Below are 24,308 nucleotides of genomic sequence, written 5' to 3'. Positions count from 1 at the left end.
GAAGTTTGGATTACTTAATGCGTCCAGTCATACCCATCCATCTGCTCCAGACAAGCCTTGAGCAAAGCAATGGAATCTGCAATATCCTTTTTGTGCGCCATTTCGATCACCTGATGCAAGTGCCGGGTTGGGATGGAAATGGCTCCAGCGATCGCGCCTTGCTTCCCCATTCGCTGGACGCCGGCAGTATCTGTCCCTCCGGCAGTCAGAATTTCAGGTTGCCATGAGATGGCTTCTTTTGCAGCCGTTTGCTTCATGAATTCCACCATTCGGTAATCGCATATGGTCATGGCATCCATGATTTTAATCGCAGTCCCTTTGCCTAGCTCGGTGATCTTTTCATGTGCTGCAGCTCCGGGCACATCGAATGCAATCGTGGTATCCAAGGCTATTCCAAAGTCAGGGTTGATGCTATGAGCTGCCACATTTGCGCCGCGAATTCCCACTTCTTCCTGCACCGTGAAAGTGGCATAGACATCATAGGCAGGCTTATCCAATAGTTTCAATGTCTCTATCAAAATGAAAACAGCCACACGGTTATCGATTGATTTACAGTTGACACAGTCTCCCATTTCAATCAGTTCCCGATCACGGGTGACCGGATCGCCGATGGAAATATACTTTTCCACCTCTTCTTTAGACATACCCATATCGATGAAAAAATCTGTGGTCTTGGGGAGTTTAGCTCTTTCCTCCACTGACATCACATGGATAGGTTTACTTCCCATCACGCCGACCAGGTCCTTTTTTCCATGCACAATCACCCGCTGGGCAGTTAATGTTTTGGGGTCAAATCCTCCCAATGTGTGGAATCTTAAAAATCCCTGCTCATCAATGTGGGTAATTATAAACCCGATTTCATCCAAGTGAGCCGCAACCATGACGCGCTTTCCTTCAGGATTCCGTATTCCCCGTTTAATGGCTATCACACTCCCAAGGTTATCAATACTCACTTCGTCTGCCAGTGGAGTGACCAATTCAATCACCAGATCTCTTACTCTTTTTTCAAATCCGGGTGCTCCTGGGATCTCACAGATTTGCTTTAATAAAGCGACATTTATTTCCATTTTTCTTTGAATTCATTTCTGCTCCAAATTAAACCTTTTGACTTCAAAGCATACTTCCATAAATGTAAAAAGGCGCAAAGATTGCTCTCTGCGCCTTTCCTTATTTTCTTTTTTGAATCGTTCCGGTATGCGAACTGATCCAATCAAGACTCGGACTTTAGTAAGCTCTGACAGTCTTTCCCTCCATGTAGTTTGCGAAAGCGCGATTTACAACTTGTGTCCCCCCTGTAGTTGGGTAATCTCCGGTAAAATACCAGTCCCCCAGGTGTTTGGGTATACATTTATGCAAGTTGTCGACAGTTTGAAATATCACTTTAACCACAGCATTGATCTCAGGAGTAGTTACAATTTCGGCGATTTTATCAGATATCTCTTCATCCGTAAATGCATCATAAACCTCCTTCACGAAGTTTTCGGATGACATCGGGTTTTGCACACATGATTCATAGACCCGATCAAGCACGTGTTCAATTTTCCGATCCCGAAGCAATCCAATGGCAGCACGGAAAGCAATAAAGTCCTTCATTCGTGACATATCTATTCCGTAACAATCCGGGAAGCGGATTTGCGGTGCTGAGGACACAATGATAATTCGTTTTGGGTTTAACTTATCCAAAGTCGTCAAGATGCTTTTCTCCAGCGTAGTACCCCTTACGATGCTGTCATCTATCACCACAAGTGTATCCACTCCCGGCTTGATCACCTCATAGGTGGTGTCATAAATATTGGCCACCATGGCATCACGATCGGTATCATTAGTGATGAAGGTCCTCAGCTTTACATCCTTGCTGACCAATTTTTCTACCCTCGGGCGGAAATTGAGCAGGTCGTCCAAATCTCCGACGTGGGGCTTTCCTTCCAGAAACACCTCTCTTCGTTTTGCACTAAGATAGTCTTCCAATCCTTCAATCATTCCCAAAAAGGCCGTCTCAGCCGTGTTTGGAATATAAGAGAAAACGGTGTTTTTCAGATCGAAATCGATCGCTTTAAGAATTTGGGGAATCAGGGCCTTCCCAAGATTTTTACGTTCTTGGTAAATATCCGGGTCCGTCCCTCTTGAAAAGTAAATACGCTCAAATGAGCAGGATTTTTTCTCTCTCGCTGGCATAATCTGCGATTCGGTGTACGAACCGTCTTTGTTGATTACGATGGCGTGACCAGGCTTTATTTCCTTAATTTCTTTAAAGTCAATATTAAATGCGGACTTTATCGCCGGCTTTTCCGAAGCGACCACCACTATCTCCTCATCTGCATAATAAAAGGCAGGGCGAATACCTGAGGGATCCCTAACGACAAAAGATGAACCGTTTCCGATCATTCCCGCCATTGCGTATCCACCGTCAAAATCCCTGCAGGATCTTTTCAGGATACGGATCACATCCAATTCATCTTCAATCAGTTGAGTGATCTGTTCGTTGCTGAATTGGTGTTTGTACTTATCAAAAATTCGCTGATTTTCTTCGTCCAAAAAGTGACCGACTTTTTCCATCACGGTGACAGTATCGGTTTTTTCTTTCGGGTGCTGTCCCAGTTGGACGAGTTTGCTAAAAAGTTCCTCGTTGTTTGTCATGTTGAAGTTGCCTGCCATGACGAGGTTTCGGCTTCTCCAGTTATTTTGTTTTAAAAAGGGGTGACAAGTTTCGATGCTGTTTTCCCCGTGTGTTCCGTAGCGAAGGTGACCAAGCCAAACTTCTCCGGTAAATGCAATGTTTGTTTTTAGCCAATCGGCATCTTCAAGAACCTTTTTACCACCGATCTTTTTGGCCTTTTTATACTTGGCGTTAATCTTATCGAAGATGAAATTAACGGCTGAGGCTTCTACAGATCGATACCTACTGATGTATCGGGTTCCCGGCTTGGTGTCTATTTTGACGTTGGCTACCCCCGCACCATCTTGACCCCGGTTGATCTGCTTTTGCATCAGCACATACATGCGCTTGGCTGCAAAAGCATTCGTGCCGTATTTGTCGATGTAATATTGAGGATGCTTACGGAGCCGAATCATGGCAATTCCGCATTCATGTTTGATGGCGTCACTCATGGAGAAAGGCGAATGTTCTTTTGGTGTGTCAAAGGTAGGTGTTTTCAAAAGATTTATTCCTGAATAAAAGTTCTGTTGTGAAGAATAATATATGGCAGGCTATTAATTGATAATTAAGTGGCAGTTGCATGAACAAATGTCATCCATTCTCCCCAGCTAGGGGATTGACTACCCAAAATTCCTTAGTCAAATTTCCACAAAAGGGCTTTCCTTGCCCCAAAAAAGCCTTGGCACAGCCTTAGCATTAAGATCATCAGAATCGGAAAACACGTTTCCGGAATCAGAATCCAAATTCTGATTTTAAACTAAACCTAATTAAATAACACCATGAAAAAGATCATTTTAATGTCAGCCATGATGGTAGCAGGTGCTGCTTTTGTAACACCAACTATTGCCAAGGTGATTTCAAACCCAATGGAAATCACGCTGCAGGAAGAAAAAACTCAAATCAAACCTGATGAACTTCCAACTCCCGTAAAACTTACGATTGCAGGTGATGATACATTGAAAGAATTGACACTAGCTGAAGCATGGCAGGTAAAAAAAGTCGACGGAGTAGTCCATTTCAAAGTCGCTTTTGATAATGGAACTGAAGACTTACTTTGGAAAACCTATGATGCTGAGGGCAACGAGATAAAAGAGTAAGTTGCTAATTCCCCTAATTTAAAAAGCACCGGACTCCAGTCTGGTGCTTTTTTTGTTTGATAAGCTAAAAAAATACTAAAGATGGCTCATATACTATTAGTTGAAGACGACCTGACGTATTCCAGAATTGTAAAGACTTTTTTGGAAAAAAATAATTTTGAGGTCACCACCACAGTAAAAGTAAAAGAGGCGCAGAACATCCTTAATTCTGCAAAATACGATCTGATCATCGCTGATTTCAGATTACCGGACGGTACCGGCATGGAACTTCTTCAATGGGCAAAGGCGAACTTCCCACAATTGCAGGTTATTCTCATTACCCATTATTCTGATATTCGTATTGCCATCAAGGCCATGAAACTCGGGGCATTTGAATACATCACCAAACCCATCAACCCGGATGAATTGCTAGCCACCGTCAAGGAGTCTCTGGCTCAAAAAACCGAATTAAAAAGCGAAACCGTACCTGAAAAACCGAATAAAATCTCCAAACCAAAATCTCACAATCCCTATGTACTTGGCGAATCACAAGAAGCTCAAAAACTGGAAAAACACATCCAACTTGTAGCACCGACGGATTTGAGTGTGTTAGTTTTAGGCGAAACGGGTACGGGTAAGGAGTTGATCTCAAAACGGATCCATGAATTTTCGAACCGAAAAGAAGGGCCTTTTGTAGCCATTGACTGTGGGGCTTTACCTAAAGAACTCGCCGGAAGTGAATTATTCGGCCATGTAAAAGGAGCCTTCACCGGTGCACTGGACAACAAAACCGGACATTTTGAATCCGCAAACGGAGGTACCATTTTTCTGGACGAAATCGGGAATCTCAGCTATGAAGTTCAGATTCAGTTGCTAAGAGCTATTCAGGAGCGGAAAATCCGAAAAATCGGTGGAAACAAAGAAATAGAAATCGATGTGCGAATCATTGCTGCCACGAATGAGAATCTAATCTCCCAATCCGGTGAGGGCATTTTCAGGGAAGATTTGTATCATAGGCTGAATGAATTCACACTTCATGCCATTGCACTGCGAAACAGAAAAGCGGATTTAGAATATTTTGTAGGTGATTTTCTTGAAGAAAGTAATGAGCGACTCCAAAAATCGATAAAGAGTCTGAGTCCGGCTGTTTGGGATATTTTTTACAACTATGACTGGCCCGGAAATCTCCGCGAACTTCGAAACATCATCAAGCGGGCGGTACTGCTCTCCACCGGTGAAAAAATAGAAAAAGAGGCTTTACCTCTGGAGCTCTATGATTCCGCATTCTTGCCGGAACGATCCACACAATCCAGCGTAACCTTGTCATCCAACACTGGGGGTTCTTCTATAAATCCACCATCCTCAGCTACGGACTATAAGTCTCAATGGAAAGAGCAAGAGAAGGAACTGATTCAAAAAGTGCTTCAAGACACACGGTTTAACAAGTCCAAAACCGCACGAATCTTGAACATGGATCGGAAAACCTTATACAGCAAAATCGAAAAATACGGCCTGGAGTGATCTCAGACCATTTCTGAAATTTTGTCCTTCAGCACTAGCAGAGTTCTCCGTGTCTCCGCGTCCAGCTGATTGAGCATCTCCTGAATGCCCTGCTGGTTGTTAAGTTTTAGGTTGTTTTCAATTTTGCGCGCAATAGGTCCGGCTTGGCTTTTGATTTGGCCCAGTCTACTCCCTAATTGATGGCAGATTTCGAGGATTTCAGACCAGCGATCATTCAGTCTTGCCCGTGTGATTTTTTGTAAATCTGTCTCGGTCTCACGGATAAGATCACGGATAATATCGGCCAGTAATTCTTGATCTCCCATGCAAAATTTATCCAAATCGGAAAGGTTAACAACTTCAGCAGTAATTTCCACTTGGTCTAACTCCTGAACGGCAACCTTCAAACGTTCCGGGAAAAAATTACCGAGAACCGAAATAAGCTTTTTCTCCTGAAAAGGCTTCAAAATCAATTCATCAAAGCCTTCTGCAACTAGTCTCTCTTTCTCCTCCACAAAGACATTTGCAGTCATAGCCAACAGCGGTAATTTTTTGAATTTGGGGAAATTCCGGATTGATTTTGCCACATCAAACCCTGAAAATTCAGGCATTTGTATATCGATCATAGCCAAATCCAAAGCTATTGGCTCAAAATCATCCCTAAAAAAGCGACCTCCCGGAAAAGAAATCACATTGGCTCCGAAATAGCGCAACACTGTCTCCAAATACTTCAGACCAACCCGATCATCATCGATTACCATAATATTCAATCCTGATAAGTCAATGAATTTACCTTCTGCGGGGATTTCTGGGACAATCTGGACAGATGTCAATTCCATAGGAATTACGATCCTCATCGTGGTCCCGATACCCGGGACACTTTCAGCATTGAGTTCCCCTTCCATCAGGGTAACCAAGCGCTGAACGATCGCCAAGCCCAAGCCAGTTCCTCCAAATTTTCTGGAAATCGAGGCATCCGCCTGATCAAATTCCTGGAAAACTTTGACAAGCTCCTCCGGATTCATCCCGATACCTGAATCCTGAATGCTGATCTCCAGTTGATTTTCCGCCCATTTCACACCAACTTCTACTTTTCCTTCCTGAGTAAATTTGAATGCATTGCTGAGGAGATTATTCATGACCTGTTTGATTCTTAAGGCATCACCAACCAACCATTGCGCATCAGGCAGTTCCAAATGCCATAAAAATTCCAACTTTTTGTCTTTTGCTGTCAACTCAAAGAAACTCTGAATTGCCCCAAAAAGCTCCAATGGGTCAAATGGGTGTTTTTCCAACTTTAGCTTTCCTGCTTCCAACTTTGAAAAATCAAGAATGTCATCGACTATCTCCATCAGGGTATCGGAGGCAAAACCGATCATTTTCAAATGTGTCTGCTGATTTGATTCCAGGGATGACTTTTCCAAAATCGCTCTGTAACCCTGAATTACGTGCAATGGATTACGGATTTCATGGCTCATGTTAGCCAAAAACTCCTGCTTGGATTTCGCCAGTTGATCCGACTTTTTCCGTGATACCTCTAAATCTTCCTGGTAAGTTTTGTTGATGTTGATTTCCTTCAGAATGGAGAGCACAAGAAAAGCGGTTCCCAAAACCGCAATAATTACCACGATAATCAAGAAAAAAGTAACATCGAAGACGAGCCCCGAGGCCTGTTCACTTTGCTCATTCGACGCCAAAATCGCTTTGGATTGAAGATCTGCAATCAACGTTTGGATCGTGGTTCCAATTTCATTTTGTTTTTGGGAAAGTGAGGCTTCCAAAGTGGCCAATTTTTGTCGCTGGAAAGTCTCCTCTTTGTAAATCTTGTTGATCACTCCCCGCAAGGAATACAGGACACTGTCCAAATTTTGAGTTTGCGAGGATGGCAAGGAGTTTTGTGCATTCTCATCCCGCAGTTTTTTCAAATATGTGATCAAACGATCCTCGTCTCTGGAAATAATCCCTGTCCTCAGCTCCTGACGGCTGTTAGTTTGTTCCTGAAGTTCGTTGTATATAAATTTTTTAGGGTTTAATTCCCTCAAGGGCCTATACTCCAGATTTTGAGCACGGCGGCGGATTCCAATTTCCACCTTGTTGAGTGCTTCCTGAGAAAAATTCCGGGTGGCAAGATTTCTTTTGACTTCATACAAGTCTACAAAGCCATTGATCAGAACAGCGAGATTATCTCTGATGATTTGAACACTTTGCTTTTCCAAGGTATCGACAGCCAAGGTGTCAAGCTGATCAAGCTTAATCTGAAGCTGAGCGATTGTGGAGTCATTGACACGGGCATCGGTCCTTAGGTTATCTCCTCCAACACGGGTAATTCTAAAAATCTCAGATTGAAGGTTATTCAGGAGTTCCAACTTTTTGTTGGGCTGTGCCAACTGTCTGACGGAATCCTCTAATTGATTTAAGGTATAATAAGTCAGGCCCGCAACACTAACGAGAATAAACGTAGCCAAAAAAAATCCGGCGGCTACTTTCTTTCCAGTAGAAATAATTGATTTAAAGGGCTTCATACATTTAGGTAGGAGCCCTCAATTATTCAATAATTATTCCAAGCTTGTCAGAACTTCAATAAAACATACCCTTGGGGAACGTAGGTAGTGATGGTAGTCAAGGCAGAATGTGCAATCGTAACTCCCGGCCAAAGATCTGCAGTTTTAAGATTCCGAGCGACCAGGGATTGTCCACATACATAAACATCCGCTCCAGCTTCTTTCAAAGCCTCATAAACTTTAAGATTGGGGTTGGCTACTTCAAACTTTTTTTGATAATTCTCATCATTGAGCAAAGTGAAAATAGCGCCGCCATGAATGATGACTTTCACTTTCATTTTGTCCTTTGGCACTCCCGCAAGTCCGTGAAGATTCATCATTCGTGCGACATTGTCCACCCAGCGGGAGATCTCCTTGTTGTCTTCAGCGGCTGAAGTAAGGTCTACAATAATTTTATATTCCAAAGTTGGATCAGGCCGTTCTTTTGCGTCAGCAATTTCATAAATCCCTCCAAATCCTTTGACAATGGGGAATTGGGGAGTCTGGGCTTGAGACTGCACAGCAAGGAAAAGGAAAAAAACAGGTAGCGTGAATTTAAGGATAGTTCGCATCAGGAAGAATTTTGGCGAAAAGTAACTAAAAATCAAACTTCAAAAAGTCCGTTAGTAAAAAAAAAGCCTAACCGAAGAACGATTAGGCTTTGTGCGCACGAGAAGATTCGAACTTCCACACCCGTAAGGGCACCACCCCCTCAAAGTGGCGTGTCTACCAATTTCACCACGTGCGCGGTTAGGGTCTGCAAAAGTAGAAATCCAAGCCAATTGAAACAAACCGGAATCAGGGATTTCTTTACTTTTTTTCCAATTTATCCAAAAACCTTCTTTTCAGCTGATTGAAGCGTGTTGTAAAGCAGCGCGGCGATGGTCATAGGTCCTACTCCACCGGGAACAGGTGTGATTGCTGCTGCTTTTTCTGCTACTTCATCAAATTTAACATCTCCGATCAATCGGAACCCTGACTTCTTGGAAGCGTCTTCGATGCGGTGAATTCCCACATCAATCACCACAGCACCTGGCTTCACCATGTCCGCAGTTACAAATTCAGGCTTTCCAATCGCTACAATTAAAATATCGGCAGATCGGCAGATTTCAGGAAGATTTTGAGTTTTGCTGTGAGTCAGGGTCACCGTTGCATTTCCGGGATAGCCATTTCTAGCCATCAAGATACTCATAGGGCTGCCCACAATATGGCTTCGACCAATGACTACGCAGTGTTTGCCGGCAGTTTCGATCTCATATCTTTTCAATAATTCCACAATTCCGTAGGGAGTTGCTGCTACATAGGCAGGCCAATTCAAAGTCATCCGACCAACGTTTGCCGGGGTGAATCCATCGACATCTTTTTCGGGCCTGATTTTATTGGTGACTTTGTCAACGGAAATATGCTTAGGAAGCGGCAGCTGAACAATCAATCCGTCGATATCCGGGTTATTGTTGATGTCCTCCACCATGTTGAGGAGATCTTCCTCAGTTACATCAGATTCCAGACGGACTAGCGTGGATTTGAAGCCCACTTCTTCACAGGCTTTTACTTTTGCACCTACATAGGTTTGGCTTGCCCCATCACTTCCCACCAACACTGCTGCCAAATGCGGGGTTTTTCCGCCTTTAGCTTTGATTTCAGCTACACGGACAGCGATTTCTGACTTGATTTCTTGGGCGGTTTGTTTTCCGTCGATGATTGTAGGCATGATCTCTTGTTTTTCTAAACTTCGACATTCAACATTCAGAATTCGATGTTCATTATTTTTAAATTTGATCTTGATTATTTTTTTCTGCTGTCCCAACGCTTTTCACGAAGATCGAAATAAGCTGATTGTTCTCATTTTTAAGTCTTTCTAGGAATGCTAAATCTGGATGAAGTTTAGCTTTTTCTATAATTTTCAAAGCGACTCTACTTTCTCTTAGCTCTTTCAAAATCACTTTCAATTTATGTATAAAGTCTCTTCTGGATTCACCAGATTGGGCTTCGCCATAATTTAAAGCGGGACTAGTTCCACTCCGCAAAAGCTGACCTGCCATGTGATTTCCTGCCTTGGAGTTCACCATTGTGTCAGTGAAAATTATGATTTCCGAAGCAAAATCAATCAATCTTTCTTCAAGGTCATATTTTCGATCCATCTTCTAATGATTTAAGACATGGAAATAATGAATACTAAATTTCGAAATCAAAATTAATATCGAAGATGATTGCCTAATTTTTAAGAACAAGCCTTTACTGAATTAGTAAAGTATAAGTAAATTAAATATCGAACATCGAATGATGAATGTCGAATGATGAAGTAGCTGTATCGTAAATCAAAATTTCAGTTAGTATCGAATGATAAGATAATGAACTTAAATCAAATTAATATCGAGCATCGAATAATGAAGAATCGACCTCGTATTGTAAATTCCTTAATCTAATTTCAACACTGCCATAAAGGCCTCCTGAGGGATCTCGACATTGCCGACTTGTCTCATTCGCTTCTTTCCTTTTTTCTGCTTTTCGAGGAGTTTACGCTTACGCGAAATATCACCCCCGTAGCATTTTGCCAATACGTTTTTACGCATGGCCTTTACGGTTTCTCTGGCAATGATCTTCTGACCAATAGCCGCCTGGATGGCGATTTCAAACATTTGTCTTGGAACCAAATCCTTCAGTTTCTCACAAAGTCTTCTGCCCCAATCGTATGCTTTATCCCGGTGAACTACTGCGGACAAGGCGTCAACCGGCTCCGCGTTAAGCATCACATCCAATCGCACCATGTTGGAAATCCGGTATCCAATCAACTCATAATCCAAAGAAGCGTAGCCTCTTGAGATGGTTTTCAGCTTGTCAAAGAAATCAAAAACAATCTCAGCCAAAGGCATATCAAAAGAAAGTTCTACTCGCTCAGCTGTCAGATAAACCTGATTCTTGATCAACCCACGCTTATCCATACAAAGTGTAATCACTGCTCCGACATATTCTGATGCGGTAATGATGGAAGCTTTTACATAGGGCTCTTCGATATGTTTCATCCGCGTAGGATCCGGCATATCAGAGGGTGCATTGATGAGCTGATAGGTATCGTTGGTCATGAGGGCTTTGAACTGCACCGAGGGAACAGTGGTGATCACCGTCATATCGAATTCACGCTCCAAACGCTCCTGAATGATCTCCATATGGAGCATTCCCAAGAATCCGCAGCGAAATCCAAAGCCCAAAGCCATGGAAGTTTCAGGTTCCCAAACCAACGATGCATCATTCAATTGGAGTTTCTCCATCGAGTAGCGAAGCTCCTCATAGTCGGTGGTCTCCACCGGGTAAATCCCGGCAAACACCATCGGTTTTACGTTTTCAAATCCTTGAATTGCAGCCTCGCATGGACGTTTGACATGGGTGATCGTATCACCCACTTTGATTTCCTTAGCCACCTTTACTCCTGAGATCAGGTAGCCTACGTTACCGGCACTCATGGTTTGCTGTGGAATTTGGTTCAATCCCAAAATCCCGATTTCATCTGCCTCGTATTCCTTGCCTGTATTGACAAATTTGATTTTATCTCCTTTGCTAAAGGTGCCATTGAATATCCTAAAAATCACCTCAACACCGCGGAAGGGATTGTACACTGAATCAAAAATCATCGCCTGAAGTGGTGCGTCCGGATCACCTTTTGGAGCCGGTATTCTGGTGACCACAGCTTTGAGAATGTCCTCAATACCCAAACCTGCTTTGCCGGAGGCCAAAATAATATCTTCTCTTTTACAACCGATCAGATCAATCACCTCATCAGCGACAGTTTCGGGATCTGCACCGGGTAAATCTATCTTATTCAAAACAGGGATGATTTCCAAATCATGGTTCAGTGCCAAATAAAGATTTGAAATCGTCTGGGCTTCCACCCCTTGCGAAGCATCCACAATCAAAAGTGCGCCTTCACAAGCTGCAATTGACCGGGAAACTTCATAGGAAAAATCAACGTGTCCGGGCGTATCGATCAGGTTGAGGATGTATTCCTCGCCTTCGTAGGTGTATTTCATTTGGATCGCGTGAGACTTAATCGTGATACCACGCTCTCGTTCCAAATCCATGTTATCCAACAACTGGTTTTGCATATCCCGGTCTGAAACCGTGTTTGTTGTCTGCAATAACCTATCCGCCAATGTACTCTTCCCATGATCGATATGGGCGATGATACAGAAATTTCTTATGTTTTTCATAGCTATTCGTGTCGCAAAAGTAGTGAAAAAGGGGGATGATTAGTCTATCCGTTTCAGTGTTTGCATCAAATACACTTTGTTAAAATAATTTGTTGGGAAAGATGGTGGAAAGAGATATGCTTCGCGAGATATACTTTAAAAGATATGCTTCGCGAGATAGGCTAGTAGCGAAATAATTCGTGAGATATCAAGGTATGGTGCCCAAAATATCTCGGCGTAGCCATATCTTAAAATTATCTGCTTAGCTATCTTTTTTCAATTCTTACCTTTGCTTTGCAAAAACCAATTCCATGAAATCCATAGCCGAAAAGAAAAAATCCCAAAACATCGGAGAATACCTGATCTACATGTATCAAATGGAAGATTTGATTCGCTCCTATCAGGGAAATATGGATGAAATCCGACAATATGTGATTTCCCATTATCCGGTGTCGGAAGAAGAGAAATATGAAATTTCAACTTGGTTTGAAGGGATTCTGAACAAGATGCAGGCGGAGAAATCTTTAGAAAAAGGACATTTGAATGAGCTGAAAGATTTGGTGGAAAACCTTGCCCAAATCCATTGGAAACTTCTGAAAACGGACAAAACCTATTTCGAAACCTACTCCAAGGCGAAGCCCTTTATTCTGGAAGCGATAATCAACTCAGCCAATGAAAATCCGGGCAACGAAATTCAGATCTGCCTCAACGGCATCTATGGACTTTTGCTTTGTCGGCTTTTAGGCAAAAAAGTACCGGACGAGCAAGTGAAAGCTGCAGAAGCTTTTGGAGATGTACTCAGCTTATTGAATTTTCATTACCAACAACGAATTTTTATGTCGCCAAATTGAGGTGATTGGAAAATTGAAAAATTGAAAAATTGAAAGATTGAAAAATATGATTGTCCGCAATTCTGCCAGTAGAAAAAATAAGCTAGGAAAATGGCGGACAATACGTCCACAGACGACTGTCAAATGTCCACACCTGTGCGCCGTGGCGTAGCTCCTTTTTTTGAACTTCAAACCTTATTTTATTTTGCTACTGGTAAGAAAGCGGACCTACATATAAGTTTATAAAAAAATCACAAGCGGTAAATGCGTAATTCCTTTGTATTTTGGAGTCAAAAGATTCCTGCTTCATGAATTTTTACCAAAATTCTATTGACGAATTTTTCTCTCAGCTAAAATCCCAAAAGGAAGGCCTAACCCGTTCCGAAGCGGCAAAAAGAATTCAGGAAATTGGCCCGAATATCCTTTTGGAGAAAAAGAAAAAACCTGCTTGGGTACTTTTTTTAGCTCAATTCAAAGACTTCATGATTTTGATTTTGGCTGCAGCGGCAGTTATTTCGGGCATTGTAGGTGATCTGACCGACACGATTATCATCCTGCTGATTATCCTACTGAATGCATTACTCGGATTTACCCAAGAGTATCGTGCAGAAAAGACAATGGAATCGCTGAAGAAGCTGACCGAAACCCAGACAAAAGTGATTCGGGATGCACAGACAATCGTAGTCCCATCCCAAGAACTGGTGCCTGGGGATGTTGTGGTTTTGGAGGCCGGCAATATGACACCGGCAGATATTCGATTGATCGAAACTTTTTCACTTAAAGTAGATGAATCCTCGCTTACAGGAGAATCAGTAGCTATCGATAAAATAGCTGATCCTCTACAAAAAGAAGGACTGGCGCCGGGTGATCAGCTGAACATGGTTTTCAAAGGGACATTGATCACCAATGGTCGCGCCTCGGGCCTGGTGGTTGGCACTGGAATGAGTACTGAGATCGGAAAAATTGCCGGCTTGCTGCAGGAGAATGCCCCAATAACTCCGCTTCAGCAACGCATGCAACGTTTTGGGAAAGTGATTTCCTATTTGATACTCGGGATCTGTGCATTGCTTTTTGCTTCAGGAGTGGCTCGGGGAGAGGATATTTTTCAGGTATTACTGCTATCCGTAAGCCTGGCGGTGGCGGCGATTCCTGAGGCTTTACCGGCCTTAATTACCATAGCACTTTCCCTCGGGGCAGGTCGGCTCGCCAAAAAGAAAGCTTTGATACGCAAGCTTCCCGCCGTGGAAAGTTTGGGTTCCGTCTCCTACATCTGCACGGACAAAACCGGTACGCTTACACAAAATAAAATGTCTGTGATCAGTCTGGAAGCGGACCATCGGAAGAGCTTTTCTCCCAAATTCTCCAATCTTCAGTTGGCGATGGGCCTAAGCCACGATGTACACCTGGATAAGAAGGGAAAACCGGAAGGTGAAGCTACAGAATTGGCTCTCGTGGAGCGCTTGCTCAAAGAGATTTCCAAGAAACAATACCTTTTACTCGAACAGGAGTTTCCCAGAATCGGAGAGCTTCCTTTTGACTCTACCCGAAAGCGAATGAGTACCCTCCATCAATTTGGAGATCAAGTGTTGATACTTTGTAAAGGTGCATCTGAGTCTATTTCCGGGATTTTAAAAGATGGAGCTTTGGCAAAGGAACTTACCCTTTCTTCAGAAGTATGGGCTGAGAAGGGGGAACGTGTTTTAGCTTTCGCAGGAAAACTGGTTCCAAACCTTCAACCGGAGTCCGAATGGTCAAAATTGGAAAACGAACTCGATTTCTTCGGGAAAGTTGGCATGATCGACCCGCCTAGGGAAGAAGTGAAAGTCTCCATCAAGGAATGTAAATCTGCGGGAATCAAACCCGTGATGATCACCGGTGACCATCCTGCTACAGCTAAAGCCATCGCTGCCAAAGTCGGCATTTGGAAAACTGGAGACCTCGTGCTCACAGGCGCAGAATTGACAAAACTCAGCGACGAGGACTTTGCCAAAAAAGTCGAACAGATCAGTGTGTATGCACGTGTTGCTCCCGAACAAAAACTTCGAATTGTACAAGCCTTGCAGCTGAAAGGCCATTATGTTGCAATGACGGGAGATGGGGTGAATGATGCGCCTTCCTTGAAAGCAGCAAATATAGGTGTGGCTATGGGAATCGCAGGAACTGATGTAAGCAAGGAAGCTGCCCACATGATTTTGCTGGATGACAACTTTGCTACGATTGTCGGAGCAGTGAAAGAAGGAAGGCGTATTTTTGAGAACATCCGGAAATTCATCAAATACATATTAACCTGCAACAGTGCGGAAATATGGGTGATTGGTTTAGCTCCTTTTCTGGGCTTCCCTAATCCACTTTTACCGATTCACATCCTTTGGATCAATTTGGTTACTGACGGGCTTCCTGCATTGGCTTTGGCAGGTGAAAAATCCGAAAAAGACCAGATGAAACGTCCTCCCCGTCCTCCAAAGCAAAGTCTCTTCGCCGAAGGCGTGGGTTATCACATCGTCTGGGTAGGGATGCTGATGGCTGGGGTTACGCTTTTCACGCAGTATTGGGCGATTCAAAATGGCTGGCATTGGCAGACAATGGTATTCTCTGTACTGGCTTTTTCCCAACTCGGACACGTGATGGCCATTAGAAGTGACCGCACCTTTCTTTTCAGGCAGGGACTATTGAGTAATCTACCGCTTTTACTAGCTGTGGGGGGAACAATGCTCCTTCAGTTGGGAGTCATTTACGTTCCTTTTATGAATGATATCTTCCATACGGAAGCTTTAAATCTAAAAGAGTTGGCGTTTGCCGGAGGAATGGCGCTGATTGTATTTCATGCCGTGGAGCTCGAAAAATGGATACGTAGTAAGATAAAATAGCTCACGGATAGCACGGATGGGCACAGCTGTATCCTATCTAAATATCTGTGATAAGCTGTGTCATCTGTGAGAGACTTTTTATTGGCTCACAGATAGCACGGATGCGCACAGATAAATTCTATTCAAAAATCTGTGATGATCTGTGTCATCTGTGAGAGACTTTTTTTTGCTCACAGATCGCACGGATGAACACAGATAAATTCTATCCAGAAATCTGTGATACGCTGTGTCACCTATGAGAGACTTTTTTTTGCTCACAGATAGCACGGATGAGCACAGATAAATTCTATTCAAAAATCTGTGATAAGCTGTATCATCTGTGAGAGACTTTTTATTGGCTCACAGATAGCATGGATGGGCACAGATAAATTCTATCCATAAATCTGTGATGATTTGTGTCATCTGTGAGAGACTTTTTTAATTGCCCACAGATAGCACGGATGCGCACAGATAAATTCTATTCAAAAATCTGTGATAAGCTGTGTCATCTGTGAGAGACTTTTTTTTGCTCACAGATAGCACGGATGAACACAGATAAATTGGAACTGAAAAATCTGTATCATCTGTGAGAGATTTTTTTGGCTCACAGATTGCACGGATACGCACAGCTATATCCTATCTAAATATCTGTGATAATCTGTGTCATCTGTGAGAGATTTTTTTGGCTCACAGATAGCACGGATGTGCACAGATGATTTGATATTTATTTTTCTATTGACTTTTTACATTGATAATCTTTACTTTATCCGAGTATCAATTTTCAATTACTTCAACTTTTATTCTGCTTTTTATGGACTTAAATGATATTACTTTTAAAATAAGGGGGGCAGCCTTTTCGGTTCATAATGAATTAGGTCCGGGATTGCTTGAAAGTGTTTATGAATCCTCAATGGCTTATGAATTAATTAAAGCTGGGTTAAAAGTCAGGACCCAAGTTCCACTACCGGTCATTTACAAGGAGATCAAACTTGAATTAGGGTTCAGAATAGATCTCTTAGTAGAAGAATCAGTTATTGTAGAAATTAAATCAGTCGATTTGCTTCATGATGTTCACAAAAAACAACTCCTTACCTACTTGAGACTTTCGGAGCGAAAGGTCGGACTTCTAATTAATTTCAATTCGATAAAACTTGTTGAAAAAGAGACTATAATCAGAATTGTAAATTGATTAAGGTTCCCCAAACCTTGTTGGATCAGAATATTTTACTTTTAATATCTGTGATGATCTGTGTCATCTGTGAGAGACTTTTTTTTGCTCACAGATAGCACGGATACGCACAGCTATATCCTATCTAAATATCTGTGATAATCTGTGTCATCTGTGAGAGATTTTTTTGGCTCACAGATAGCACGGATGAGTACAGCTATATTCTTTAAAAAATCTGTGATGTTCTTTGTCATCTGCAAGAGACTTTTTTAATTGCTCACAGATAGCACGGATGGGCACAGCTATATTCTTTAAAAAATCTGTGATGATCTGTGTCATCTGTGAGAGACTTTTTTTGCTCACAGATAGCACGGATGAACACAGATAAATTGGAACTGAAAAATCTGTATCATCTGTGAGAGACTTTTTTTGCTCACAGATAGCACGGATGAGTACAGCTATATTCTTTAAAAAATCTGTGATGATCTGTGTCATCTGTGAGAGACTTTTTTAATTGTGCACAGCTGACTTAGACTTCAAATCTGTGTCATTTTTGAAATCTCTTCTCTAACAAATGCTTTGAACGCTTGGTTGAGACCAAAGTGATTCGAAGAAAAGCATATCGCCCATGAAAAAGATTCTCCAGTTTCAGATAAATTCCTATGACAAGTTTCACCTGCTTTGGGAAAGTCCTAAAGTCAACAAGCTGATCTCCAATATTGTCGTAATCGCATTTTTGACCGGGCTTTTGATAGCCCTTATGTCACATTTCAACTTCCTTCCTCAGGGAATGAAAATCAACATTTTCTTTTCCATTGAATTGGCATTTAATGTTTTGCTGATTTTTGAGGCGATGAGTCTGATTTTTCTTTTCCCTGATTCCGTGGCAGATTCTGTCGGCAAGCAGTTTGAAATTATTTCATTGATTTTATTACGTGATGCATTCAAGGAATTCGGACACTATTTAGGAGATGTCAACTGGAGTATGGACTTCCTGATTGAGTTGACCCCGATTATTTCGGACGCCTTTGGAGCGATTTTGGTTTTCCTGATCACAGGGCTTTTTTATCGGGCCCAAAAGCATTTTAGGATTACCAGAAATTATGAAGAGCAGTCTGGCTTTATCAAAATCAAAAAGCTACTGTCAATATATCTGGTTTTTTTCTTTGTCCTGATCGGGTTTTATGACCTGTTCAGAGCCTATGAAAATCAGACGTTCATCTCCAGTGTCAAGCTATTTTACAACCTGTTGATATTTACGGATGTATTTATCTTGCTTTTTTCACTACGCTACACAACCAAATATTTGAATCTGTTCAGGTATTCATCCTTTGCTTTAGCCACAATTTTCCTTCGGCTTACCTTGTCTGCACCTGCCTATTTCAATGTACTTTTGGCAGTGATCGCAGGCTTGATGGTGCTATTAGTGACTTACATTTACAACTACCTATTGGTAAAGGAGGGCGCCGCAAAAGACTTGGTCTCAGTATAACTTGGGCATGAAGCCTGGGCTTTTTGAAAAATGTAGTGCCCCTGATCAGATTAATTGATTGGCCTTGGACTAATTTTTATATTTTTCTAAATCAATCCAACTGAATTTCTTCGAAACCCTTCATGATCACGAGTTCTACTACAGAAAATATCCAGGAAAAATTACCCAGAAATCTGGGACTGTGGGGAATCTGGATGTTGGTCGTGAATGGATTGATTGGAGCCGGGATCTTTGGGCTTCCCAGCGGAGCAGCAGCATTGGCCGGAGAATACAGCATTTTAGTCTATGGTTTTTGCGCCTTGTTGATTCTTCCAGTGATTCTCTGTTTTGCGGAATTGGGGAGTTACTTCCGAGGAACTGGAGGTCCCATCAAATACGGAACCTTGGCCTTTGGCTCGTTTATAGGTTTTCAGGGGGGGTGGTTATACTATTTAGCCCGACTGATTTCCTTTTCAGCCAATACAGTTTTACTCACTGACAGCATTGCCTATTTCATTCCGGCAGCCGCCGAAAGTTTGGGTCGGTTGATTTCTCTGGCGATCATTTGCCTTGCATTGAGTTTGGTGAATGTGCTTGGATCAGTCGAGTCGATCCGTTCGATGACTGTATTTACCATTGTCAAATTCGCGGTTTTGATTCTGCTGCCTTTGGGAGGATTTATCCTTTTGGGTGCTGAGGTGATTCCGCGCTTTGACACCCCTGTTCCGCCATTTTCAGATTTGGGAAGTGCAGCTTTGTTATTGATCTATGCTTTTGTGGGGTTTGAGGGTGCTGTGGTGCCCGCTGGCGAAGCAAAGCGTCCTGAGCGGGACATGCCTTTGGGCTTGTTGCTTGGACTTGGGGTTGTGGCCATCTTGTACATGGTAATTCAACTGGTAACTCAGGCTGCCGTTCCAAATTTGGCAGATTCCAAAACGCCATTGCTTGATGCATCGGCAGCACTTTTTGGAAATACCGGTGCAGTGATTTTGATGATCGGCGTAGCCGCATCGGTGATTGCAAATTTGCTAGGATCAATGTTCTCCTCCACTCGATTGACTTACGCACTTTCCCTGGACAAATCCCTTCCAAAATGGTTTGGTGAAGTCCATTCCAAATTCCTGACACCCGCCAATTCCGTGATATTCTTTGGCGTGTCAGCCTTTTTGCTTTCTGCCTTCGGTTCATTTACCGTATTAGCGGCAATGACCGTTTTATCCCGGCTATTCCTGTATATTATGAGCTGCGCCGCTATTCCCAGGTTGAGATCCAGATTTGAAGGGGAAGGAAGATTTATTCTTAAGGGAGGGTATATTATCCCTGTTTTGGGAATTCTTGCTTGCTTATGGCTGATGCTTCAGGTCAGTGAGCGCTCCATCTGGATGACAGCCTTATTTATTGCAATTGGATCGGGACTGTATTGGTTGGGAAAAAAAAGAAGTGCCTAATGAATGTTTCCCGGGAAATTGATCCTCTTTTTTTAATTGAAGTGTCTCTGATTTTAGGCTAAGCATGGCGCATCCCACAAAATACTTGGTTCATCTTAATGACTTGAGATCCAAAGAATGCTCTGAGAATAATTAAAAATTAATGTCTTTCAACTATTTTTAAATTATTGATTAGGTTAAAATCAATATTGGCAAAGCACAATTTTGTGGAAAACTTTACGCCTATAAAAACAAAAAATACCCAGTACTGGGTATTTTTAAGAAAGGTCAAGGCTGTACATTTGATCAGGGTGATTAAGCAACTTTTCTCAGGATTTTTACTAGAAAATTTTAAAGGGACTTTTTTCAGCACTTTTACCTCCCTTTTATTTTAGCTCTCGACAATTTTGAAGAGCTTGTTTCAGAGGCTTTGAAGGATTTTTTTTTAACGAAGCTGAGTAATTGTTTCCGGAAGTAATTTCGGGAGTTTTCAAAAGTGTTATCCGAAATTTCCGGATAACACTTTTTTTATGATAGCAGCAGATTCAACCCGAAATATGCATTAGCAATTCTACGCCACGGCGCACAAGTTATTGAGCCCAGTAATTACTTCAAAATCAGTCACTACGTTTCTGTTTTCTCCCGAGCTATCGGGATCACCATATCCGCCGCGGCGGACTCAGTCTCCAAAGAGTCTGATTTTATTGCACTTACTGTCCTCAAAACGAAACCTAATGCATAGTCCGGGTTGAAAGATCATTAATAAAATCTTACCTCACAGTCAGGATGACTTGCCTTAAAGGAGGCGACTGCCCGGCTATTGAGATTGGTATTAAAGCAAGACAATTTTTTAAGGTTTGGAAGTCCAAAAATCGGCTTTAAGCTCCTGAGATTTGTACTCGCTACATCCAATTCTTCAAGGTCTCTTAGCGACTCAAGTCCCTTAAGCGTCTTTAAATTTGTACCTGAAATATTAAGTTTTTTCAACTCGATCAGATTGCTTATCGGCACCAAACCTTCGATTCCTGTATTGGACAGATCCAATTCCTGAAGTAAAGAAAGTCCTGACAATGGCAGAAAATCAGTAACGGCTACCTGTGACAGTTTAAGTTTGGTAAGAAGATTCATCGCACTCAAAGGAGCAACAGAAGATATGGGAGTGTCAAAGACTTCCAGGCTCCTTAGATTCACAAAAACAGCGAGTGGAGTTAAGTCTGGAATCCCCACACTTCGAAGGCTAAGTTCGGAACTGGCCGAAAGCAAGTGAAGCTGTTCAGTGCTTGGGGTTTCGGGAAGCGAAAACTGTTTCCTAAAAACTGTCTCCCATTGCGCATCAAGACTACTCCACCATGAATTGAGCTCGGCTGTCCTGTAGACGACATTGATATCTGGTCTTTGGATCAATAGGTTAGGGATCTCACTTTGATCAAAGGCAGCACCATTCACATTCAAAAAAGTCAATCTCGGCAAAGACGTGACAGATAAGATGCTTTGAACAGGACTAAACTCAAGATCGATGAATTCCAAAAGATCATTTTCACGAAGTACAGACAAATCTTCAACTGAAGTATTTTTTCCTTCCAATTTCACCAATGTCCTTACCTCACTTAGGGGTAACAAGTCAGAAATCGGGTTGTTGGAAATATTGAGTCTGGCCAAATTGACAAATCTCGTTATCGGAATCAGGTTATCGATTTGTGCGCTATCAAGGTCTAGTTCTGTCACCGTGACGGCTTGGGTAAGGGTTTCAATTCCCGGTGAGTCAGTCGTGATCAGGGGATTGTTTTGCTTGAGTGCCGTTCTCCATTCCTCCGAGAGACTTGACCACCAACTTTCCAGATCTTTGACATGGTGAATCAAAAGTATCCGGGGATTTTTACGAACAAAGGCATCAGCAGCCAAAGGAGTAAGCTTGGTCTCGTCTGCAGCGATTTTTTTAAGATTAGGATGAGATTCAAGCGGAGAAATATCTGCTACCCCACTTCCCGTAATATCCAATGATTCCAAATTCTCAAGACCTGCCAGAGGAGTAACATCCTGAATGTTAGTTTGAGATAAATCGAGGAATTTCAATGATGTAAGTCCTGACAATGCAGAGAAATTGATCATATAGTTCCCTCCTAAGGTGAGGCTTTCCAGGTTTTTCAGCTCCTTGATATTTTCAGCGTTGTTGAAGCCGGATTCAGCAAGATTGAGTTGAGTCAGGTTTTTAAATTCATTGAGAACGGCAAAACTGAGAATAGGTGTTTTTTGGACTTTCAGCGAAACCAAGCTTTTCAGGTTCAGCAGCTGTGAGATATCTTCAATTTGAGTATTTGAGATATCCAGGTGTTTGAGTCGATCAGAGTATTTGATAAACTGAATATCCTTGGTAGCGGTATTTGAAATATTGAGACTTTCCAGAAAGGTCACATTGGAGATCGGACCAAGGTCAGTAATTCTGGAGTTTGATAAATTGATGACTTTTAAGTCCCGCAGTTCGGACAGCGGACTCAGGGTCACGATTCTGTTATTCCCTGAAATATCCAGAGAATCTATACTGACAAACCGGTAAAACCATTCCAGATTTGCGGTATCACGTTCGGTAAGGCTGAATTTGGTTCGGAAAAATGATTTCCATGGCGCATCCAAGGCTCCCCACCAAGCAGTCAGCTCCTCATCCCGGCTAACTTTAGTGGTGTAAACACTCACGATTTTAAGCTCTTGGGATTTTTCGTTAAGGTTTACTTCCACAAAACGTGGTTTGGTATTGGTTACTTTTTCCCCGGAAAGGGCTGTGGCAGAGATGGTCCTGTCTAAGGACGCCAAAAAGTAGATGTCTCCATTTTCTTTTTGGGCAGGCTTTACTTCCCGGATTTTAAATTTAAACTCGATGTTCTTGTAAAAGAACTCAATGTCTTTGAGATAGGCCGTGACATCTTTATTGGTAACGACCTTTCGATCCAGGAGCAAATCGTCTTCCACCTGGACTTTTTCGTCTCTGAAAATTTTGAGGTAGCTCTCACGTATGATCACGTCCTTGTCCCGAGGCGAAGTCTGTGCACTCCCTACTGTGTTCAATAGGTATTCAAGAAACCTGACTTGATCTTCTACTTTAGTCGATAATTCTTTTACCTGCTCTTTGCTGTATCCCTTTATTGTTTGGGCACTTATTGACAGGGAAAGTAAGAAGAGTAAGCTTGTAAAGAGAAAGTATTTACTCCTGATCATAGATGTATTTGAGAATAGTCTCCTTATCGCCCGGACCAAGTCTGACCAAATTAGAAATCAACCAGCCTGTATTAAATCCAGGTCTATTGAATTGATTGACTTCGAAATACCAGCCTTGAATTTGAAAGAAGTGAAACTTCAAACCTGTGACGGTAACGAAACGAAGGTTGTTTTGCTTCATTTCATACAAGAAGATTGCCAGATAATCCGGCTTGTAAGAGGTAGGGGTAAAAGATTCTGGTGAATTGGAGTCCTGAAATGCCCTTCTGAGGTTCATAAACCCTAATTCGTGACTGAGAGGGTGAAGAAAATCTTTTTTATCGCCGACAGGTTTGTTGAATAAATTCTTGAAGGGCTCAAACTTTACTTGGTCTATTACCCACTCATAGCCCAGTCCTTCGGGTTGAATTTTCATAAACAGGGTCGCCTTTTCCTTTTTTCCCTTGAAAATAAAATCAGTTTCTACTTCTGCATACCAACCCTCCCTGTGGAACACCAAGTAATTTGGATAGACTTCAGAGAGTGCGTTCTGAATAAACTGATTTTTAAGATCGGGGGAAACCGAGGAAGTTTGATTGTCGAAAAGGATGTTTAAAAACCCTTTTCTCAGCGGAATATTTCTATAAAGCGGATCTCCCGGGTAGAATCGAACTGTACCGTCTATGGACTCCTCCCCGTTGAATCGTCTAAAAAATTGATTGAGTTGCTTGGTTGAAGCGGCAAATCTGCCATCATCCTTAATAGTTCCGGGGCTGCCTAAGCCTTGCCCCGGAACATTAGCGATGATTGCGATAAAAAACGCAAAAATCAGAAAGGTTTTTCTCATGCGGAGGTTTCGGTCACTCTTACGTCTCCGAGCATGACATCCCAAAATTCAATCGTACGACCTGCAATTTGGGTTTGCTTTTTCTCAACGTAGATCGTGATGTCTTTTTTGGTTGTGTCTTTATAGTTCATGCCGGTTTCAATAGACGTCCCTTCAAAACGCTGATAGATGGTGATCACACCAACATAACGTCCATCAGGCTGTCTTTCGAGGTCAGAAATGTACTGAATATCATACCAGGTGATATTCACGCGGTCATAATTGAGTGCCATCAGTCTTTCGAAGTATCTTCTCACTTTGTAGTAAGCGATTTCCTGCGTATTGATAGAAGAAACCCCCATTTCTGCACCTGGAGCAAAAAGCTCCTCAGCTCTATCCATAACGCGGTTTGCTTCGGAGAATTGTGTCTCCTTGCTTCCGATAATGGAAATGTATTTAGAAAGATCCTTCACTTTTTCCAAAGCGAGTGAATCAATCGCCTGCTTACGAGCCGGGCTGATATTGTCCTGTGCTGTCGCCACCAATGAGGCGGAGAGGAATAATCCCAAGAAGAGTAATAATTTATTATTCATGT

Annotated in this window: 18 protein-coding genes and 1 tRNA gene; 7 read left to right on the top strand and 12 right to left on the bottom strand. The window is 42.3% G+C overall.

Annotation, left to right across the window (positions count from 1 at the left end):
• Positions 1–14: 14 nt before the first annotated feature.
• Both Q8M62_RS08090 and Q8M62_RS08085 read right to left on the bottom strand, forming a co-directional pair.
• Positions 15–1,067 carry a M42 family metallopeptidase gene (locus Q8M62_RS08090; protein WP_304900684.1) on the bottom strand — a complete coding sequence of 351 codons (1,053 nt, stop codon included), beginning with the start codon at positions 1,065–1,067 and terminating at the stop codon, positions 15–17.
• Positions 1,068–1,224: 157 nt separating this feature from the next.
• A complete protein-coding gene (locus tag Q8M62_RS08085; RefSeq protein WP_304900723.1) occupies positions 1,225–3,108 on the bottom strand; it encodes an amidophosphoribosyltransferase in 1,884 nt (627 codons plus the stop codon).
• Positions 3,109–3,435: 327 nt separating this feature from the next.
• Between Q8M62_RS08085 and Q8M62_RS08080 the strand changes: the two genes are divergently transcribed.
• Both Q8M62_RS08080 and Q8M62_RS08075 read left to right on the top strand, forming a co-directional pair.
• A complete protein-coding gene (locus Q8M62_RS08080; RefSeq protein ID WP_304900685.1) occupies positions 3,436–3,753 on the top strand; it encodes a hypothetical protein in 318 nt (105 codons plus the stop codon).
• An 81-nt stretch (positions 3,754–3,834) separates the two neighbouring features.
• Complete coding sequence (locus tag Q8M62_RS08075; RefSeq protein WP_304900686.1) at positions 3,835–5,253, top strand: sigma-54 dependent transcriptional regulator; 1,419 nt, start codon at positions 3,835–3,837, stop codon at positions 5,251–5,253.
• Positions 5,254–5,255: 2 nt separating this feature from the next.
• Here the strand turns inward: Q8M62_RS08075 and Q8M62_RS08070 are convergent, their stop codons facing one another.
• The 6 genes from Q8M62_RS08070 to lepA form a co-directional block, all read right to left on the bottom strand.
• Positions 5,256–7,754 (bottom strand): ATP-binding protein, encoded by a 2,499-nt coding sequence (locus Q8M62_RS08070; RefSeq protein WP_304900687.1) that lies wholly within the window; start codon positions 7,752–7,754, stop codon positions 5,256–5,258.
• A 47-nt stretch (positions 7,755–7,801) separates the two neighbouring features.
• A complete protein-coding gene (locus tag Q8M62_RS08065; protein ID WP_304900688.1) occupies positions 7,802–8,344 on the bottom strand; it encodes a DsrE family protein in 543 nt (180 codons plus the stop codon).
• 92 nt (positions 8,345–8,436) lie between these two features.
• A tRNA-Leu gene (locus Q8M62_RS08060) sits at positions 8,437–8,520 on the bottom strand.
• A gap of 78 nt (positions 8,521–8,598) precedes the next feature.
• Entirely contained in the window at positions 8,599–9,483 is an 885-nt protein-coding gene (gene folD, locus Q8M62_RS08055) for a bifunctional methylenetetrahydrofolate dehydrogenase/methenyltetrahydrofolate cyclohydrolase FolD (protein WP_304900689.1), read from the bottom strand.
• Positions 9,484–9,541: 58 nt separating this feature from the next.
• Entirely contained in the window at positions 9,542–9,913 is a 372-nt protein-coding gene (locus tag Q8M62_RS08050) for a four helix bundle protein (protein ID WP_304900690.1), read from the bottom strand.
• 276 nt (positions 9,914–10,189) lie between these two features.
• A complete protein-coding gene (gene lepA / locus Q8M62_RS08045) occupies positions 10,190–11,977 on the bottom strand; it encodes a translation elongation factor 4 (RefSeq protein ID WP_304900691.1) in 1,788 nt (595 codons plus the stop codon).
• Between the two features lie 290 nt (positions 11,978–12,267).
• On the opposite strand from lepA, the gene Q8M62_RS08040 reads away from it, so the two are divergent.
• The 3 genes from Q8M62_RS08040 to Q8M62_RS08030 all read left to right on the top strand — a co-directional run bounded on the left by Q8M62_RS08040 (position 12,268) and on the right by Q8M62_RS08030 (position 16,821).
• The gene (locus tag Q8M62_RS08040) at positions 12,268–12,807 is read left to right on the top strand and encodes a DUF4924 family protein (RefSeq protein WP_304900692.1); all 540 of its coding nucleotides are present in this window, start codon (positions 12,268–12,270) and stop codon (positions 12,805–12,807) included.
• 287 nt (positions 12,808–13,094) lie between these two features.
• Positions 13,095–15,653 carry a cation-translocating P-type ATPase gene (locus Q8M62_RS08035; protein WP_304900693.1) on the top strand — a complete coding sequence of 853 codons (2,559 nt, stop codon included), beginning with the start codon at positions 13,095–13,097 and terminating at the stop codon, positions 15,651–15,653.
• A 790-nt stretch (positions 15,654–16,443) separates the two neighbouring features.
• Positions 16,444–16,821 carry a GxxExxY protein gene (locus Q8M62_RS08030; RefSeq protein WP_305668075.1) on the top strand — a complete coding sequence of 126 codons (378 nt, stop codon included), beginning with the start codon at positions 16,444–16,446 and terminating at the stop codon, positions 16,819–16,821.
• A gap of 171 nt (positions 16,822–16,992) precedes the next feature.
• Here Q8M62_RS08030 and Q8M62_RS08025 read toward each other — a convergent pair whose 3' ends face one another.
• Positions 16,993–17,295 carry a hypothetical protein gene (locus Q8M62_RS08025; RefSeq protein WP_305668074.1) on the bottom strand — a complete coding sequence of 101 codons (303 nt, stop codon included), beginning with the start codon at positions 17,293–17,295 and terminating at the stop codon, positions 16,993–16,995.
• Between the two features lie 133 nt (positions 17,296–17,428).
• Here Q8M62_RS08025 and Q8M62_RS08020 point away from each other — a divergent pair, with 133 nt between their 5' ends.
• Positions 17,429–18,292, top strand: a complete 864-nt coding sequence (locus Q8M62_RS08020) for a hypothetical protein (protein WP_304900694.1) — start codon at positions 17,429–17,431, stop codon at positions 18,290–18,292.
• A gap of 122 nt (positions 18,293–18,414) precedes the next feature.
• Positions 18,415–19,719 carry an APC family permease gene (locus Q8M62_RS08015; RefSeq protein WP_304900695.1) on the top strand — a complete coding sequence of 435 codons (1,305 nt, stop codon included), beginning with the start codon at positions 18,415–18,417 and terminating at the stop codon, positions 19,717–19,719.
• Between the two features lie 738 nt (positions 19,720–20,457).
• Here the strand turns inward: Q8M62_RS08015 and Q8M62_RS08010 are convergent.
• From Q8M62_RS08010 to Q8M62_RS08000, 3 genes are read right to left on the bottom strand one after another with little or no spacing between them, the layout of a single operon-like run.
• A complete protein-coding gene (locus Q8M62_RS08010; RefSeq protein ID WP_304900696.1) occupies positions 20,458–22,908 on the bottom strand; it encodes a leucine-rich repeat domain-containing protein in 2,451 nt (816 codons plus the stop codon).
• Positions 22,895–23,734, bottom strand: coding sequence for a hypothetical protein (locus Q8M62_RS08005; protein ID WP_092731708.1), 840 nt, complete (start codon positions 23,732–23,734; stop codon positions 22,895–22,897). The genes Q8M62_RS08010 and Q8M62_RS08005 overlap by 14 nt, the downstream gene beginning before the upstream one ends.
• Positions 23,731–24,306: a hypothetical protein gene (locus Q8M62_RS08000; protein ID WP_304900697.1), complete on the bottom strand. Its 576-nt coding sequence runs from the start codon at positions 24,304–24,306 to the stop codon at positions 23,731–23,733. Before Q8M62_RS08000 ends, Q8M62_RS08005 begins: the two co-directional genes overlap by 4 nt.
• Between the last annotated feature and the right edge of the window lie 2 nt (positions 24,307–24,308).

Source organism: Algoriphagus sp., from assembly GCF_030694375.1.
Lineage (GTDB): Bacteria > Bacteroidota > Bacteroidia > Cytophagales > Cyclobacteriaceae > Algoriphagus.
The sequence above is the reverse complement of the archived record's forward strand: the minus strand, read 5'-3'. Positions and strand labels throughout refer to the sequence as shown.

What these genes read in the sequence shown, in the direction of transcription:
- folD (WP_304900689.1), bottom strand. Translation starts at nt 9,483, where the DNA reads ATGCCTACAATCATCGACGGAAAACAAACCGCCCAAGAAATCAAGTCA.
- Q8M62_RS08040 (WP_304900692.1), top strand. Translation starts at nt 12,268, where the DNA reads ATGAAATCCATAGCCGAAAAGAAAAAATCCCAAAACATCGGAGAATAC.
- Q8M62_RS08050 (WP_304900690.1), bottom strand. Translation starts at nt 9,913, where the DNA reads ATGGATCGAAAATATGACCTTGAAGAAAGATTGATTGATTTTGCTTCG.
- Q8M62_RS08000 (WP_304900697.1), bottom strand. Translation starts at nt 24,306, where the DNA reads ATGAATAATAAATTATTACTCTTCTTGGGATTATTCCTCTCCGCCTCA.
- lepA (WP_304900691.1), bottom strand. Translation starts at nt 11,977, where the DNA reads ATGAAAAACATAAGAAATTTCTGTATCATCGCCCATATCGATCATGGG.
- Q8M62_RS08010 (WP_304900696.1), bottom strand. Translation starts at nt 22,908, where the DNA reads ATGATCAGGAGTAAATACTTTCTCTTTACAAGCTTACTCTTCTTACTT.
- Q8M62_RS08080 (WP_304900685.1), top strand. Translation starts at nt 3,436, where the DNA reads ATGAAAAAGATCATTTTAATGTCAGCCATGATGGTAGCAGGTGCTGCT.
- Q8M62_RS08020 (WP_304900694.1), top strand. Translation starts at nt 17,429, where the DNA reads ATGAAAAAGATTCTCCAGTTTCAGATAAATTCCTATGACAAGTTTCAC.
- Q8M62_RS08030 (WP_305668075.1), top strand. Translation starts at nt 16,444, where the DNA reads ATGGACTTAAATGATATTACTTTTAAAATAAGGGGGGCAGCCTTTTCG.
- Q8M62_RS08065 (WP_304900688.1), bottom strand. Translation starts at nt 8,344, where the DNA reads ATGCGAACTATCCTTAAATTCACGCTACCTGTTTTTTTCCTTTTCCTT.
- Q8M62_RS08015 (WP_304900695.1), top strand. Translation starts at nt 18,415, where the DNA reads ATGATCACGAGTTCTACTACAGAAAATATCCAGGAAAAATTACCCAGA.
- Q8M62_RS08085 (WP_304900723.1), bottom strand. Translation starts at nt 3,108, where the DNA reads ATGAGTGACGCCATCAAACATGAATGCGGAATTGCCATGATTCGGCTC.
- Q8M62_RS08070 (WP_304900687.1), bottom strand. Translation starts at nt 7,754, where the DNA reads ATGAAGCCCTTTAAATCAATTATTTCTACTGGAAAGAAAGTAGCCGCC.
- Q8M62_RS08025 (WP_305668074.1), bottom strand. Translation starts at nt 17,295, where the DNA reads ATGACACAGATCATCACAGATTTTTTAAAGAATATAGCTGTACTCATC.
- Q8M62_RS08035 (WP_304900693.1), top strand. Translation starts at nt 13,095, where the DNA reads ATGAATTTTTACCAAAATTCTATTGACGAATTTTTCTCTCAGCTAAAA.
- Q8M62_RS08090 (WP_304900684.1), bottom strand. Translation starts at nt 1,067, where the DNA reads ATGGAAATAAATGTCGCTTTATTAAAGCAAATCTGTGAGATCCCAGGA.
- Q8M62_RS08075 (WP_304900686.1), top strand. Translation starts at nt 3,835, where the DNA reads ATGGCTCATATACTATTAGTTGAAGACGACCTGACGTATTCCAGAATT.
- Q8M62_RS08005 (WP_092731708.1), bottom strand. Translation starts at nt 23,734, where the DNA reads ATGAGAAAAACCTTTCTGATTTTTGCGTTTTTTATCGCAATCATCGCT.